This window comes from Sphingomonas sp. Leaf4, from assembly GCF_920939515.1.
Classification (GTDB): domain Bacteria; phylum Pseudomonadota; class Alphaproteobacteria; order Sphingomonadales; family Sphingomonadaceae; genus Sphingomonas.
The window spans coordinates 117,597-132,772 of sequence record NZ_CAKLBB010000003.1; the positions used below are offsets into that span (position 1 = coordinate 117,597).

Annotated in this window: 14 protein-coding genes and 1 tRNA gene; 9 read left to right on the plus strand and 6 right to left on the minus strand. The window is 67.0% G+C overall.

The genetic code is table 11. The features are described 5' to 3' along the window. The first annotated feature begins 118 nt into the window (after positions 1–118). Positions 119–3,166: a TonB-dependent receptor plug domain-containing protein gene (locus LRA89_RS05310; RefSeq protein ID WP_230769314.1), complete on the plus strand. Its 3,048-nt coding sequence runs from the start codon at positions 119–121 to the stop codon at positions 3,164–3,166. Between the two features lie 183 nt (positions 3,167–3,349). Here LRA89_RS05310 and LRA89_RS05315 read toward each other — a convergent pair whose 3' ends face one another. After that, entirely contained in the window at positions 3,350–4,324 is a 975-nt protein-coding gene (locus tag LRA89_RS05315) for a glycoside hydrolase family 5 protein (protein WP_230769315.1), read from the minus strand. Positions 4,325–4,401: 77 nt separating this feature from the next. Next, positions 4,402–4,530, minus strand: coding sequence for a hypothetical protein (locus tag LRA89_RS20455; protein WP_268795705.1), 129 nt, complete (start codon positions 4,528–4,530; stop codon positions 4,402–4,404). Positions 4,531–4,643: 113 nt separating this feature from the next. Between LRA89_RS20455 and LRA89_RS05320 the strand changes: the two genes are divergently transcribed. From LRA89_RS05320 to fghA, 5 genes are all read left to right on the plus strand, one after another. Next, positions 4,644–4,718, plus strand: a tRNA-Thr gene (locus tag LRA89_RS05320). Positions 4,719–4,868: 150 nt separating this feature from the next. Then, positions 4,869–5,501: an aldehyde dehydrogenase iron-sulfur subunit PaoA gene (gene paoA / locus LRA89_RS05325; protein ID WP_230769316.1), complete on the plus strand. Its 633-nt coding sequence runs from the start codon at positions 4,869–4,871 to the stop codon at positions 5,499–5,501. Further along, the gene (locus LRA89_RS05330; RefSeq protein ID WP_230769317.1) at positions 5,498–6,457 is read left to right on the plus strand and encodes an FAD binding domain-containing protein; all 960 of its coding nucleotides are present in this window, start codon (positions 5,498–5,500) and stop codon (positions 6,455–6,457) included. The genes paoA and LRA89_RS05330 overlap by 4 nt, the downstream gene beginning before the upstream one ends. Beyond that, the gene (gene paoC / locus LRA89_RS05335; protein ID WP_230769318.1) at positions 6,454–8,655 is read left to right on the plus strand and encodes an aldehyde oxidoreductase molybdenum-binding subunit PaoC; all 2,202 of its coding nucleotides are present in this window, start codon (positions 6,454–6,456) and stop codon (positions 8,653–8,655) included. The genes LRA89_RS05330 and paoC overlap by 4 nt, the downstream gene beginning before the upstream one ends. Continuing rightward, positions 8,655–9,494, plus strand: a complete 840-nt coding sequence (gene fghA / locus LRA89_RS05340; RefSeq protein WP_230769319.1) for an S-formylglutathione hydrolase — start codon at positions 8,655–8,657, stop codon at positions 9,492–9,494. Before paoC ends, fghA begins: the two co-directional genes overlap by 1 nt. Positions 9,495–9,580: 86 nt before the next feature. Here fghA and LRA89_RS05345 read toward each other — a convergent pair whose 3' ends face one another. Both LRA89_RS05345 and LRA89_RS05350 read right to left on the minus strand, forming a co-directional pair. Then, positions 9,581–9,808, minus strand: a complete 228-nt coding sequence (locus tag LRA89_RS05345) for a hypothetical protein (protein WP_230769320.1) — start codon at positions 9,806–9,808, stop codon at positions 9,581–9,583. 134 nt (positions 9,809–9,942) lie between these two features. After that, entirely contained in the window at positions 9,943–10,641 is a 699-nt protein-coding gene (locus tag LRA89_RS05350) for a FadR/GntR family transcriptional regulator (protein WP_230769321.1), read from the minus strand. Between the two features lie 119 nt (positions 10,642–10,760). Here LRA89_RS05350 and LRA89_RS05355 point away from each other — a divergent pair, with 119 nt between their 5' ends. Genes LRA89_RS05355 through LRA89_RS05365 form a run of 3 tightly spaced genes read left to right on the plus strand, consistent with a single transcriptional unit; the run spans position 10,761 to position 13,872 of the window. Next, a complete protein-coding gene (locus tag LRA89_RS05355; protein ID WP_230769322.1) occupies positions 10,761–12,377 on the plus strand; it encodes a sodium/sugar symporter in 1,617 nt (538 codons plus the stop codon). Continuing rightward, positions 12,368–13,237, plus strand: a complete 870-nt coding sequence (locus tag LRA89_RS05360) for a 2-dehydro-3-deoxygalactonokinase (RefSeq protein ID WP_230769323.1) — start codon at positions 12,368–12,370, stop codon at positions 13,235–13,237. The genes LRA89_RS05355 and LRA89_RS05360 overlap by 10 nt, the downstream gene beginning before the upstream one ends. Beyond that, positions 13,234–13,872 carry a 2-dehydro-3-deoxy-6-phosphogalactonate aldolase gene (locus tag LRA89_RS05365; RefSeq protein WP_230769324.1) on the plus strand — a complete coding sequence of 213 codons (639 nt, stop codon included), beginning with the start codon at positions 13,234–13,236 and terminating at the stop codon, positions 13,870–13,872. The genes LRA89_RS05360 and LRA89_RS05365 overlap by 4 nt, the downstream gene beginning before the upstream one ends. Positions 13,873–14,009: 137 nt before the next feature. Here LRA89_RS05365 and LRA89_RS05370 read toward each other — a convergent pair whose 3' ends face one another. Then, positions 14,010–14,390: a hypothetical protein gene (locus LRA89_RS05370; protein ID WP_230769479.1), complete on the minus strand. Its 381-nt coding sequence runs from the start codon at positions 14,388–14,390 to the stop codon at positions 14,010–14,012. Positions 14,391–14,395: 5 nt separating this feature from the next. Beyond that, positions 14,396–15,151 (minus strand): exonuclease domain-containing protein, encoded by a 756-nt coding sequence (locus LRA89_RS05375; RefSeq protein WP_055760862.1) that lies wholly within the window; start codon positions 15,149–15,151, stop codon positions 14,396–14,398. Between the last annotated feature and the right edge of the window lie 25 nt (positions 15,152–15,176).

Consider the following 15,176-nt stretch of genomic DNA (forward strand, 5'->3'; position numbering starts at 1 on the left):
TGAATTGTATCATATTGTTTCCATAACGCTTTACGAGCCTGCCGCACTTGCACACAAGTTGCACCAAGGCCGGGCGATACGGGGGTATCGCCATCGTTGCCGGGAGGAAATTCACGATATGACGACCATCACCGGTCGCTCGCGCCTCGTCGCGGGTGCCGCTACCCTGTCGCTTGCCGTCGCGCTGATCGCCGGCCCCGCCGCTGCCCAGACGACCCCGGCCTCGCCCGGCGCGCTGGAAGCGCAGGCACAGGCCACCGACCCCACGACCGTGCAGGGCACCGCCGATCAGGGTGAGGGCGACACCATCGTCGTCACCGGATCGCTGCTGCGCCGCACCGACACCGAAACCCCCTCGCCGGTCACGGTGCTGACGTCGGACACGCTGGCCAAGGCCGGCATCACCAACGTGTCGGACGCGATCCGCTCGATCTCGGCCGACAGCGCCGGATCGATCGGCACCGGATTCCAGAGCGGCTTCTCGGCGGGCGGCTCGGCCGTGTCGCTGCGCGGCCTCGGCGTCTCCTCGACGCTGGTGGTGATCGACGGGCTGCGCTCGGCCAACTTCCCGCTGAACGACGACGGCCACAACGCCTATGTCGATCTGAACTCGATTCCGTTCAGCCTCGTCGACCGGGTCGAGGTGCTCAAGGACGGCGCATCGTCGACCTATGGCGCGGATGCGATCGGCGGCGTCGTCAACGTCATCCTCAAGAAGCAGTTCACCGGCGTCGACGGCCTCGTCGAAGGCGGCATCGCCGAGCGTGGCGACGCCTCGCACCAGCGCGTCCACCTGACGGTCGGCACCGGCGACTATGAAGCCAATGGCTGGAACGTCTTCGTCAACGGTGAATATCAGCGCGACGGCCGCGTCTCCAACTCCAGCCGCGGCTTCCCGTACAACACGCAGGATCTGACCCGGATCGGCGGGCTAGACAACAACGCCAGCGACAGCTCGATGACGGTCAACGTGCCGACCGCCTATGTCGCCCGCGTCCGCCAGAGCGACCTCAACAACCCGCTGTCGGGTCAGGCCGGCGCACCGCTGTCGAACCAGTATCAGGCGCTGGGCCTCGGCAACTGCGCGCGCGATACCTTCACCGTCAACACGACCGCAGTGCAGGGCACCGGCTGCAAATACGATCTGGTCGACAAATATCGCCAGATCCAGCCGCTTCAGGAGCGCTATGCCCTGAACGCCCGCCTGAGCGTCCGCCTTGGCGACAACGTCGAGGGCTACATCACCGCGATGTACAGCCGCAGCGACGTGAGCATCAAGGGTACGCCGGCCGCGATCCGCGCAACGCAGCCGTTCGGTGCCGCGCCCTCGGTCGCCTCGTCGAATCCGGGCATCGTGCTGCCGGTCTATATCTGTTCGGCCGGCACCAACTGCGCGACCGCCAGCGACCGCCGCCTGAACCCGAACAACCCGTTCGCCACGGCGTACGCCAACGATCCGAACAACGGTGCCGCGCGCATCTATTATCTGTTCGGCGACATTCCGGCGGGCAGCGACCGCAAGAACGAGGTCTATCGCGCCGCCGCCGGCCTGAACGGCAGCTTCGACGACGACCGTTTCGGCTGGCGGGTCGAGGGCGTCTATGCCCGCGACGAGATGGAGATCACCCAGCACGGGCTGCTCAACATCGCCCAGACGCTGCGCGCGATCAACACCGGCTCGTACAACTTCGTCAATCCGCAGTCGAACAGCCAGGCGGTGCGCGACACCATCGCCCCCGACAAGACCACCCCGTCGTTCTCGACGATGGCATCGGTCGACGCCTCGCTGACCGCGCGGCTGTTCGACCTGCCCGGCGGCCCGCTGCAGGTCGCGATCGGCGGTCAGGTGCGGCGCGAGACGCTGGAGAACAACAACCAGAACGTGAACCTCGACACCTATGGCCTGACGACCGCCTCGGCGTTCGGCGCGCATACCGTGTCGGCGGCCTATTTCGAGGCGGACATGCCGCTCCTCGAAAAGCTCGATGTGAACGTGTCGGGCCGCTACGATCATTATTCGGAAGGTTTCGGCCGCTTCTCGCCCAAGGTCGGTTTCAAGCTGACCCCGGTGCGCGAACTGGCGTTCCGCGGCACCTATAGCCAAGGGTTCCGCGCCCCCACCTTCGCCGAATCGGGCGCGCGCAGCCAATATGCCGGCTTCGTCACCACTACCCCGCCGTGCAACTTCATCCTCCAGCACGGCGGCACCGGCACGGCGGCGGCCTGCTCGGCCAACGGCAATCCGTACAACCTGTCCTATTCGCTGGGTCGCGGCGTCGCCGGCAACCCGGCGCTCGAACCGGAAACCTCGCGCAGCTTCACCGCCGGCGTGATCTTCCAGCCGGTGCCGTGGTTCAGCTTCACCGCCGACTATTACAACGTGAAGAAGAAGAACCTGATCGTCACCGGCCCGCTGGTCGGCAAGGCGGTCGAGGCGTACTATAACTCGGCGAATCTCGCGGCGGCACAGGCGGCGGTCGCGGCGATCGGCCAGGGCTATTCGGTCAACAGCGTCGACGGCACCGATCCGAACTTCCCCAACGCCCTCCCGCGCGTGCTCATCATCAACGTGCCCTATGTGAACGCCAATTATGCCGTCACCGAGGGCATAGATCTGGCCGCCACGATCACCGCGCCGATCACCGACACGATCAAGTTCACCAGCCGCGTCGAAGTGACGCATATCTTCGAATACAACCTCGTCACCGGCACCGGTGCGGGCGACGTGCAGAACTATGCCGGTACGCTCGGACCATATGACCTGTCGTCGGGCAACGGCACGCCCAACTGGCGCGGCAACTGGCAGAACACGATCGACTTCGGCCAGTTCGCGCTGTCGGCGACCACCTATTACACCGGCCGTATCCAGTCGGTGTCGGAGGATCAGGGGCTGCCGCGCATCTGCGATACCGGCAACCTCTACACCCGCTCGTCGCCGCAGGATCAGACCTTCTGCTACGTCAAGCGGTTCATCAACGTCGACCTGAACGGCACCGCCAAGGTCAGCGACAATTTCTCGTTCTTCCTGAACGTGAAGAACCTGTTCGACGTGAAGGCTCCGGTCGCCCCGGCCGCCTATGCCAGCGCGCCGAACTTCCTGACGACGTGGCACTATGCCGGCCTGATCGGCCGCCAGTTCCGCGCCGGTGCCAGCTTCCGGTTCTGATCGGACGCCAGTTGCAACGAGAAACGGCGGTCCCTGCAAAGGGGCCGCTGTTTTGCGTTTTGGTCCATCTTCTCCCCTACCTGGAAGGGAGGGGTTGGGGGTGGCTTGGCCCGCGAGGGAACGCCGGCACCCGCCCCAAACCTACCCACCCCCAGCCCCTCCCTTGTCAGGGAGGGGGGCAGGCTACCGCGCGATGCCGCGCAGATGCCCCCGCACCAGCCGGCCCGATTCGGTCAGCTCATCCTCGCGCCACTCTGCCACGCCTTGCGTCGTCGGCTTCAGGATCGCCGACGCCTCGTCCTTGTTCGCGACCGACCAGTTCAGATAGCTGACGCCGTTCCTCGCGCACCATTTCCACCATGCCCGCGTCTCGGCCGCATCGATCGGAGCATCGCCGTTGGCGGCGGTAGTGCCATATTCGGTGACGAACAGCGCGATGCCACGCTTCAAGGCCATATCCGCCTTGGCGCGCAGTTCCGCCTTGTGCGTCGCGGCATAGAAATGCAGCGTATAGGCGACATTGGCGAAGGGCAGCGGATCGGCCGCCGCCTCGTCGACATCCTGCGACCAGCTTCGCGTTCCCGCCACCACGAAGGCTTGCGGATCGATCGCGCGGATCGCGCCGATCACTTTGACATGATAGGGTTTCAGCACGTTCGCCCAGCCATGCTCGGGCAGCGGTTCGTTATACGTCTCGTAGATCAGGTTCGGCACGCCGCGATATTTGGTGGCGATGTGCGAGAAGAACCGCACCGCGTCGTCGGCGCGCGGCTGGTGCGCGTGCCAGTCGACCACGACATAGATGCCTTGCGCGATCGCCGCGTCGATCACCGCCTCGGCGCGCGCCGTTTCCGCCGCCGGTTGCGTATCGTAGCCGCCCGACTGCGCGCCGATCGCCGCGCGGACCGCGCTCACCCGCCAGTCGCGCACCAGCCATGCGACCGTCGCCGGATCATAATAACGCGGCTGCCACTGGCTCCAGAACAGCGACATGCCCCGCACCGCATAGGGCTTTCCCGCGGCATCGACCACGCGGTTGCCCTTGACCGCCAGCCGCCCATGCAGCGCGACCGGTGATCCGGCCGGCGCGGCCGCCGGGGCGGCGCATGCCCCCTGCCCCAGCACCATCATGACGAGCAACAGCCACCATCCGCGCATTCCAGCCTCCTCCACCCGTCGTTTGACGACAGCGGTGTCGGCAGTCAGCCACGCTGTCAATGGCACCCCGCCCGGCGTCAGTCGGCGGGGCGCTCCGGCGCGGCGGGCGGCGGCACGGCCTCCTCGCCACGCGCCTGCGCCTTGCGGCGGCGCAGGTTCTGGCGCAGCGCCTGTGCCAACCGGTCCTTGCGTTCGTCGTCGCTCATGCAGCGTCCTTTACGCTTTTTACCGGCAAACTGACAACGCATCGCTTGACAATACCGCCCACCCCTGCACATAGGCGCCTCCCGCAGTCGAGGGGTTCCCCCCGGCTTGCAGTGCTGCCGTAGCTCAGTGGTAGAGCGCATCCTTGGTAAGGCTGAGGTCGTGAGTTCAATCCTCACCGGCAGCACCATTTTTTCCTGATATTCTCCCCGAGGGGGAACCCCGGACGGGTCGGATCGATAGCGTACCGGATACGGCGCGGTTTCGATGCGTTACGCCCGTGATGACCGGTGCCATGCCGGCCGTATCCCGTCGTCCGTCTGTCTTTCAGGAATCCCCCATGCCCGGTCCCGGCGATCTAGAAGTTTCCCGTCGCGGCGTGCTCGTCGCCGGCGCGGCCTCGGCGGCGCTCACCGCCGTGCCGGCCGCCTCGGCGCAGGGCGCACCCCTCCCCGCGCCGACGATGCTGCCCGTCACGCTGGAGGTGAACGGCCAGCGCCGCGAGCTGACGCTCGACACGCGCACCACGCTGCTCGACGCGCTGCGCGAGCATCTGAAGCTCAACGGCAGCAAGAAGGGCTGCGACCATGGCCAGTGTGGTGCCTGCACCGTGCTGGTCAACGGCACGCGCATCAATAGCTGCCTGACGCTGGCGGTGATGCACCAGGGCGACAAGGTAACGACGATCGAGGGGCTGGGCCGCCCCGGCGCGCTGCACCCGATGCAGGCGGCATTCGTCAAGCATGACGGTTATCAGTGTGGCTATTGCACCCCGGGGCAAATCTGCTCGGCGGTCGCGGTGCTCGACGAAATCCGCAAGGGCGTACCCAGCCACGCGACCGCCGACATCACCCGCCGCTCCCCGCTCGACGCGACCGAGATGCGCGAGCGGATGAGCGGCAACATCTGCCGCTGCGGTGCCTATTCCAACATCGTCGATGCGATGACCGACGTCGCGGGAGGACGCGCATGAGGGCCTTTACCTACGAACGTGCGACCAGCCCGGCGCAGGCCGCCGCCGCCGTCGCGAAAGCCCCCGGCGCGCGTTTCATCGCCGGCGGCACCAACCTGCTCGACCTGATGAAGCTGGAGGTGGAGACGCCGCCCCATCTGGTCGATCTGCGCGATCTGGGACTGAACAAGATCGAACGCACGTCGGACGGCGGCCTGCGCATCGGTGCGCTCGTCACCAACACCGATCTGGCGAGCCACGACCGCGTCCGCCGCGACTATGGCGTGCTCACCCGCGCGATCGTCGCCGGGGCGAGCGGACAGCTCCGCAACAAGGCGACGACGGCGGGCAATCTGCTCCAGCGGACCCGCTGCCCCTATTTCTACGACACCGATCAGGCGTGCAACAAGCGCAAGCCCGGTTCGGGCTGCGCCGCGATCGGCGGCTACAGCCGGCAACTGGGCGTCATCGGCACCAGCCAGCATTGCATCGCCACCTATCCCGGTGACATGGCGGTCGCGATGCGCGCGCTGGGCGCCAACGTCGAGACGGTCGATGCCGGTGGCGCGACCCGCACCATTTCCCTGGGCGAGTTCCACCGCCTGCCCGGCGACACGCCGCACCTCGACACGGTGCTGAAACCCGGCGAGCTCATCACCGCCGTTACCCTGCCGCGCCCGGTGGCGGGCACGCATGTCTATCACAAGGTCCGCGACCGCGCCTCCTATGCCTATGCGCTCGTCTCGGTCGCGGCGATTATCCGCCGCGACGGCACCGGGCAGGTTGCGATCGGCGGCATCGCCCCGCGCCCGTGGCGGGTCGAAGCGGCCGAGGCCGCGCTGCCGCAGGGTGCCAAGGCAGTAACCGCCCGCCTGCTCGCCGATGCCCGCCCGACGAAGGACAATGCGTTCAAACTGCCGCTGGTCGAGCGCACGCTCGCCGCCGTCCTCGCCGAAGTGAAGGAAGCCCGCGCATGAAGTTCGATTCGCCCGCAGGCACGAACCCGATCGACCGGATGCAGGTCATCGGCAAGCCGACCGACCGGATCGACGGCAAGTTCAAGACTACCGGCACCGCGCCCTATGCCTATGAACGCCACGATGTCGCCGCCAACCAGGCCTATGGCTATGTCGTCGGCAGCGCGATCGCCAAGGGGCGGATCGGCGGCATCGACATGGCCGACGCGCGCCGTGCGCCCGGCGTGCTGGCGGTCGTCACCGCCGCCAATGCGGGCAACCTGGGCAAGGGCGACATGAACACCGCCCGCCTGCTCGCCGGGCCGGAAATCGAACATTATCATCAGGCGGTGGCGCTGATCGTTGCCGAGACGTTCGAACAGGCGCGCGCCGCCGCCAAGCTGCTGCGGGTCGATTATGTCCGCGCGCAGGGCCGCTACGATCTCGCCGAAGCACTCAAATCGGCCCCGCTCGAAGGTGCGGACAGCGGCGCGCCGATCGGCCGCGTCGGCGATTTCGACGGTGCCTATGCCGCCGCTCCGGTCAAGCTCGACGCCGAATACACCACCCCCGACCATAGCCATGCGATGATGGAGCCGCATGCCTCGATCGCGGCATGGAACGGTGACGAGCTTACCGTCTGGACCTCCAACCAGATGATAAACTGGGGCAAGGGCGACGTCGCCAAGACGCTCGGCATTCCCAAGGAGAAGGTCCGGCTCGATTCGCCTTACATCGGCGGCGGCTTCGGCGGAAAGCTGTTCGTGCGCGCCGATGCGGTGCTGGCGGCGCTCGGCGCGAAGGCGGCGGGGCGACCGGTCAAGGTCGCGCTGCAACGCCCGCTCATCATCAACAACACCACCCACCGCCCGGCGACGATCCAGCGCATCCGCATGGGCTGCACCGCCGACGGCACGATCACCGCGATCGCGCATGAAAGCGGATCGGGCGACCTGCCCGGCGGCGGTCCCGAAGCGGCGGTCGCGCAGACCAAACTGCTCTATGCCGGGGCCAACCGGCTGACCGCGATGCGCCTCGCCGTCCTCGACCTGCCCGAAGGCAATGCGATGCGCGCGCCGGGCGAGGCCCCCGGCCTCATGGCGCTCGAAGTCGCGATGGACGAGATGGCCGAGAAGCTGAAGCTCGACCCGATCGAGTTCCGCATCAAAAACGACACGCAGGTCGATCCCGAAAAACCCGACCGCCCCTATTCGCAACGCCGGCTGATCGAATGCCTGCGCACCGGGGCGGAACGCTTCGGCTGGAACCGGCGACAGACGACTCCGGCATCGGTGCGCGAGGGCCAGTGGTTCATCGGCATGGGCGTAGCCAGCGGCTTTCGCAACAATATGCTGATGAAGTCGGCGGCGCGCGTCCGGTTGGAAACCGATGGCCGGATCACCGTCGAAACCGACATGACCGACATCGGCACCGGCACCTACACCATCATCGCCCAGACCGCGGCGGAAACGATGGGCGTCGGGCTCGACCGGATCAACGTCCGGCTGGGCGACAGCCGCTTTCCCGTCTCGGCCGGATCGGGCGGGCAATGGGGTGCGGCCAATTCGACGGCGGGTGTCTATGCCGCCTGCATGAAGCTGCGCGAACAGATCGCGGCGAAGCTCGGCCTGACCGGCGACGTCGATTTCACCGGCGGACAGGTGACGGGCGGCGGGCGCGCCATGGCGCTGGCCGATGCCGCGCGCGGCGGCGCGATCACCGCCGAGGACGGCATCGACTATGGCGACATCGCCAAGCGCACCGCGCAGGCGACCTTCGCCGGCCATTTCGTCGAGGTCGCGGTCCACGGCTTCACCGGCGAAACCCGCATCCGCCGCATGCTGGCGGTCTGCGACGCCGGGCGCATCCTGAACCCGAAGGCCGCGCGCAGCCAGGTGATCGGCGGCATGGTAATGGGCGCGGGCGCGGCGCTGATGGAGGACCTCGCGGTCGACAAGCGCTTCGGCTTCTTCGTCAACCATGATCTGGCCGGCTATGAAGTCCCGGTCCATGCCGATATTCCGCATCAGGAAGTGGTGTTCCTGGGCGGGGCCGACCCCTATTCCACGCCGATGAAGGCCAAGGGTGTCGGCGAACTCGGCATCTGCGGCGTCGGCGCGGCGGTGGCCAATGCGATCTACAACGCCTGCGGCGTGCGGATACGCGACTATCCGATCACCCTCGACAAGATGCTCGACAAGCTGCCATCACCCGCCTGATGGAAACCATCTCGACCACGCGCGCCCATGGCGGCACCCAAGGCGTCTACGCCCACGCCTCGACCGCGACGGGCACGGCCATGACCTTCTCGGTCTATGTCCCGCCCCTGGCGGAGGGGCAGCGCGCGCCGGTGCTGTGGTATCTCTCGGGCCTCACCTGCACCCACGCCAACGTCACCGACAAGGGCGAGTTTCGGGCGGCCTGCGCGCAGCACGGCATCGCCTTCATCGCCCCCGACACCTCGCCGCGTGGCGAAGGGGTGCCCGACGACCCGGAGGGTGCGTGGGACTTCGGCCTCGGCGCGGGCTTCTACGTCGATGCGACCGAGGAGCCATGGGCCGCCAACTACCGCATGCGCTCGTACATCGAGGACGAGCTGCCCGCGCTGATCGCCGCCGAATTTCCGTTGCTCGATTGCAGCCGGCAATCGATCATGGGCCATTCGATGGGCGGCCACGGCGCGCTCACCCTTGCCCTGCGCAACCCCGACCGCTTCGCCTCGGTCAGCGCCTTCGCCCCGATCGTCGCCCCGTCGCAGGTGCCATGGGGCGAAAAGGCCTTGGCCGGCTATCTCGGCACCGATCGCAGCGCATGGCGCGGCGCGGACGCCGTCGCGCTGATCGAGGATGGCACGCGGATCAACGACCTGCTGATCGACCAGGGCGACGCTGACCCGTTCCTTGAAGAGCAGCTCCGCCCGCAGCTACTGGTCGACGCCTGCGAAAAAGCCGGCATCGGCTGCACGCTCCGCATGCAGCCGGGATATGACCACAGCTATTACTGTATCTCGACGTTCATGCCCGACCACATCGCTTGGCATGCAGAACGGTTAGTATAAGGCGTAAATCCATAGCGGATCGTCGGCGAACGCCCAATCCTGGTCCTCGAGCGATGCTTCACGCCTCCCTGAAAGCGGTTGCCCATTCAGCTGTGCCGCTTCGCGATCACTAGAAGCGAAAATAGCGCGGGCACAAAGAAGATGGCGAAAGCCAACAAGTCCGCGTTGGGATAGCCGAGCCGGTTTAGCGTCATTTGCTCTAAGAGGATCGCCGTAACGGTCGGGATGATTATGGCCGCCATCACCGCGAACCCCTTCCAGTGGCAAGGCACGTAACTCCAAGCCACCTTCTCGAACCAGACTTCGCGCTGCAAAGGTCACCTCTGAACGGCTGCTGTGGCCATCTTAGGGCCGAAAGCTGCCGGGCTGCAAACCGCCAAAATCCCGCCATTCAGCCGCCGCGCCAAAGCGACTGCCCGCAAACTGACGATCCGCACGACTCTCCAACCTACCCAGCCCCCGGCGCATCGATCAGATCCAGCACGTCCCCGATGATCGCCCGCATCGCGCCCCGCGCCGCCACCGGATCGCGCGCGATGATCGCCTCGGCCACCGCCGCATGCTGCTCGATGCTCGCCGACCTCCCGACGATGGTGTTGGTGAAACGGATCGAGGTGCGCAGCGCCGTCGCCACCGTCTCGCGGAACTGGGCGTAGAACGGGTTCTTCGCCGCCAGCAGCACCGCGACATGAAACGCGATGTCGGCGTCGAGCGGATCATCGTCCCCCCGCTCCGCCGCGACCATCCGGTCGAGCCCCGCCGCGACCCGCGCATGATCGGCCTCGTCGCCCATCACCGCCGCCAGCGCCGCCGCCTCGGGCTCGATCGCGACGCGCAACTGGTTGAAGTGGCGCAGCAGCTCGACCGAAAACTGCCGGTCGAGCAGCCAGTGCAGCACGTCGGGATCGAACAGGTTCCACGCCGCCGCCGGGCGCACGATCGTCCCCTGCCGCGGCCGGGCGCTCACCAGCCCCTTGGCGGTCAGCATCTTCACTGCCTCGCGCGTTACCGACCGGCTGATGCCGTGCGTCTTGGCGATCTCCGCCTCGGTCGGGAACGGCCGCGCGTCATATTCGCCGGTGACGATCGCGCGCCCGAGCAGGTCGAGCGTCGCCCGCGTCAGATTTCCCCCCGGCATTCCGCTCATCCGCGCCGCCATGCCACTCTCCTCCCGCCGTGTTTCGTTGCTTCGCACTGGACAACCTCCAATCGTCGTATAATTGTCCTGCTCCAAGTCCGCCAGCGTTGCGGAGAGGGGGAGGAACCATGCGCCTGTCGACGATCGATCTGATCGTGGTCATCATCTACGCGATCGGCATCTTCGGTCTTGCGCAGTGGGTGAGCCGCGACAAGGGGGGACATGAAAAGGATAGCTCGGACTATTTCCTTGCGTCCAAATCGCTCCCCTGGTGGGCGATCGGCGCATCGCTGATCGCGGCCAACATCTCGGCCGAACAGATCGTCGGCATGGCAGGATCGGGCTATGCCATCGGCCTTGCCATCGCGTCCTATGAATGGATGGCGGCGCTGACGCTGTTGATCGTCGGCAAATTCTTCCTGCCGATCTTCCTGCGCAACGAAATCTACACGATGCCGCAGTTCCTCGAACAGCGGTACGGCCCGTCGATCCGCACGCTGATGGCAGTGTTCTGGCTGGCGCTCTACGTCTTCGTGAACCTCACCTCGATCATCTGGCTCGGTTCGATCGCCGTAACGCAGGTGGCGGGCGTGGATCAGACGGTGGCGCTGGTCGGCCTCGGCCTGTTCGCGCTGCTCTATCAGTTGAAGGGTGGCCTCAAGGCGGTGGCACTGACCGACATCGTGCAGGTCACGCTGCTGGTATTCGGTGGTCTCACCATCTCCTACCTCACCCTGTCGCAGATCGGCGGCGAGGCCGGCGTGCTGGGCGGCTTCCACGAACTGACCCGGCGCGCGCCCGAGAAGTTCGACATGATCCTGTCGGCGGACAATCCAAATTACGACAAATTGCCCGGTCTGTCGGTGCTGATCGGCGGGATGTGGATCGCGAACCTGAGCTACTGGGGCTTCAACCAGTATATCATCCAGCGCGCGCTCGCCGCCAAGTCGTTGCCCGAGGCGCAGAAGGGCATCGTCTTCGCCGCGTTCCTCAAGCTGCTGATGCCGCTGGTGATCGTGGTGCCCGGCATCGCCGCCGTGGTGCTCGCGCCCGATCTCACCAAGGCCGACGAAGCCTATCCCACGATGATGCGGCTGCTCCCTTCGGGGCTGCTCGGTCTCGTCTTCGCCGCGCTGATCGCCGCGATCATCGCGTCGACCGCGTCCAAGATCAATTCGATCGCGACGATCTTCACCCTCGACCTCTATGCCAAACGCACCAGCGAAAGCGGGGCGATGGACAAGGCGCAGGAACGCAAGCTGGTGCGCATCGGCCGCATCGCCGCCAGCGTCGCGATCCTCATCGCGATCGTCACCGCCCGCCCCCTGCTGGGCAAGGAAGATGAGGCGTTCCAGTACATCCAGAATTTCTCCGGCTTCTTCACGCCGGGCATCACCGTTATCTTCCTGCTGGGATTGTTCTGGAAGAAGGCCAGCGAAGCGGGAGCGATGACTGCAGCATTGGCATCGTTCTTCCTCTCGCTTTTCATGTGGTTCGACTGGACAAAAATTCCCTCATTCTCGGGACTGGCGGTGATGAATGCCATCCCGTTCATGGACCGCATGATGATCGTGTTCTTCGTCGCGCTCGTGTTGGCGATGCTGGTTTCGCTTGTTCGTCCCGCGACAGCCGGGGCTGACCGGATCAATACCCGCGACGTCTCCTACGCGACCTCGACCGGCTTCAACGTCGCCGGCGTCGGCGTCATCCTGATCCTCATCGCGCTGTACGCGACATGGTGGTGAGCCCGTTCCTCGCCCTCGACTGGGGCACGACCAACCGTCGCGCCTACCGGATTGAGGACGGGAGGATCACCGCCGTCGCCCGCTCGCCCAAGGGTGTCTCGGCGATGGCCGCCGCCGACTACGAGCAGGAACTCGCCGCGATCCGTGCCGAACTGGGCGACCTGCCCGTGCTGATGGCGGGGATGGTCGGCTCGACGATCGGCTGGCAGGTCGCGCCCTATGTCGCGGTTCCGGCAAGCATCGCCGACATCGCCGCGCAGCTCCACCCTATCGACGGTCGCACCGCGATCGTGCCGGGACTGTCGTTCACCAACGGCACCCACGGCGACGTGATGCGCGGCGAAGAGGTGCAGTTGCTCGGCGCCGCCCTCGCCGGACAGGTGCCCGCCGACGCGCTGCTCTGCCAGCCCGGCACCCATTGCAAATGGGTCGAGCTGACCGACAATCGCGTCACCGGCTTCACCACCGCGATGACCGGCGAACTCTTCGCGCTGCTCAAGGGCGGCGGCGTCCTCGCCCCGCAACTGGCAGCACCGGTGAGCGCGGACGACGCCTTTCGCGACGGTGTGCGCGAAGGGGCCAGACGCGACCTTGCCGCCAGCCTGTTCGGCATCCGCGCCGCGCACGTCCTCGGCCTGCGCCCCGAGCACCAGGCCGCCTCCTACGCCAGCGGCGTCCTGATCGGCAGCGACGTTGCCGCCCGGATCGGCGACGGCCGCGACGTCCACCTCGTCGCCGACGGCGATCTCGCCACCCTGTATGCCACCGCGATCGAGACATTGGGCGGCCGCGCCATTGTCAGCGGCTGCGAGGATGCCTTTATCGCCGGTATCACCGCCATTCGAAAGTTGTCCGCATGAGCCACCTCGCCACCTTCGACGCCGCCTTCACCCGTTGCCCGCTGGTCGCGATCCTGCGCGGCGTCCAGCCGCACGAGGTAGACGCGATCGGCGACGCGCTGCTCGATGCCGGCTTCACCATCGTCGAAGTACCGCTCAACTCGCCCGACCCGTACGAGAGCATCACCCGCCTGTCGCAGCGGCTGGCCGGCTATGCCGTCGTCGGCGCGGGCACCGTGCTGACGCTCGATCAGGTGGGCCAGGTCGAGGCGGCGGGCGGCACGCTCATCATCTCGCCCAACGCCAACCCCGCCGTCATCGCGGCGGCAGCGGACCGCGGGCTGGTGGCGATGCCCGGCATCGCGACCCCGACCGAAGCCTTTGCCGCCTTGGAAGCCGGTGCCGCCGCGCTGAAACTGTTCCCCGCCGAAGCCGCCAGCCCGGCGGTGATGAAGGCGATGCGCGCCGTCCTGCCACGCGACGTGCGGATGCTGCCGGTCGGCGGCATCGTGCCGTCGGTGCTGGCCGACTGGCACAAGGCGGGCGCGGCGGGCTACGGCCTCGGCTCGGCGCTTTACGTCCCCGGCATGGACGCCGAAACCGTCGGCGAGCGCGCCCGCGCCTTCGTGGCGGCATGGAAGGCGCTGGAGCAGTAACGCTTTGCCAGCGGCGGTATCACCGGAGCGCCCAAAACGTCACCCCAGCGAAGGCTGGGGTCTCCCGGTGACAGCGCGGAACAAGCGCCGCACGAGACCCCAGCCTTCGCTGGGGTGACGATCCGATCGGAAGGCATCTACACCCCGAACAGCTCGACCTCGCCCACCTCGATCACCGGGACTTCCCACGGATGCGCGTCGGCCATCGCCGCCAGCACCGGCCCCAGATCGGCCCCGATCGCGGCATAGCTTTTGACGACCACGCACGGCACCACCTCGGCCTGCCCGACCCGCCCGGTCGTCGGCTTCGCGCCTTCGCCCGGCACGAAGCTTTCCAGACCGAACCCCAGTTCGACCACGCCGCGATACCCACCGATCGCGCCCAGCACGTCGCTGCCGCGCACCAGCGCCACGATCGCCGCCAGTGCCGGTTCGTCGGCGATCGCCGCGCCGTCGCCTGCCTGCATCCGCGCGAGGCCGACCGCCGATACCGGGCAATGCACCCGCACCACCCGCATCCGGCTCACAGCAGCAGCCAGTCGTTGCGCTTGCGCTTCACCTCGCCGCCGCCCTGCCGCCGCGCCAGTTCAGTCTGCGCGGTATAGCGGACGTCCTCGTCCCGGTCGGTCAGGAACGAATCGAGCGAATCATCGTCGATCTCGGTCCATTCGCGCCCACGATCGGGGCCATAGCGCACGCGCGGCAACAGCCCCGGTATCCGCGACCATTCGATCAACTGCGCGAGCGACGCTTCGTTCAGCATGTCGCGCAGGTGGAATGCGGTGACATAGGCATCGGGAAACGCCCGGTGCGCCGGCAGCCCGCGTTCATGGACCATGCCGTGGGGTTTACGCCAATAGCGCAGCATCTGGTTGGAGAATCCCGGCGAATCGGGCCACAGCCGCAGCGCGCATTTCCACGTGCAGATCCAGTCGGCACCGTGGGTCAGTTGCGACGTGCAGAATTTCTGTTCGAAATCCGCGCGATGCGCCGCCAGCGCGATGCGCCGCGGATAGGGATCGAGCACCCGGCGCGCGATGTCCTGCCACCACGGCGCATCGGCCACCTCTTCGTCGAGGATATGGTGGACCGCCTGCGTCACCGCCGGGATCGGCCGGCCGGGATTCACGAAATGCTGCCCGCCCTCGCCATGCAGTTCCCAGCGGCCATCCTCGCCCAGCGCCACATCCTGCCAGCCGACCTCGCACACGCCATGCGCGGGCGGGGCCTGCCCCGTGGTTTCGAGGTCGACGACACGAATGATCTGCGGCTGGGCCATGGCGCCCAGATGGCAACTACCGCCA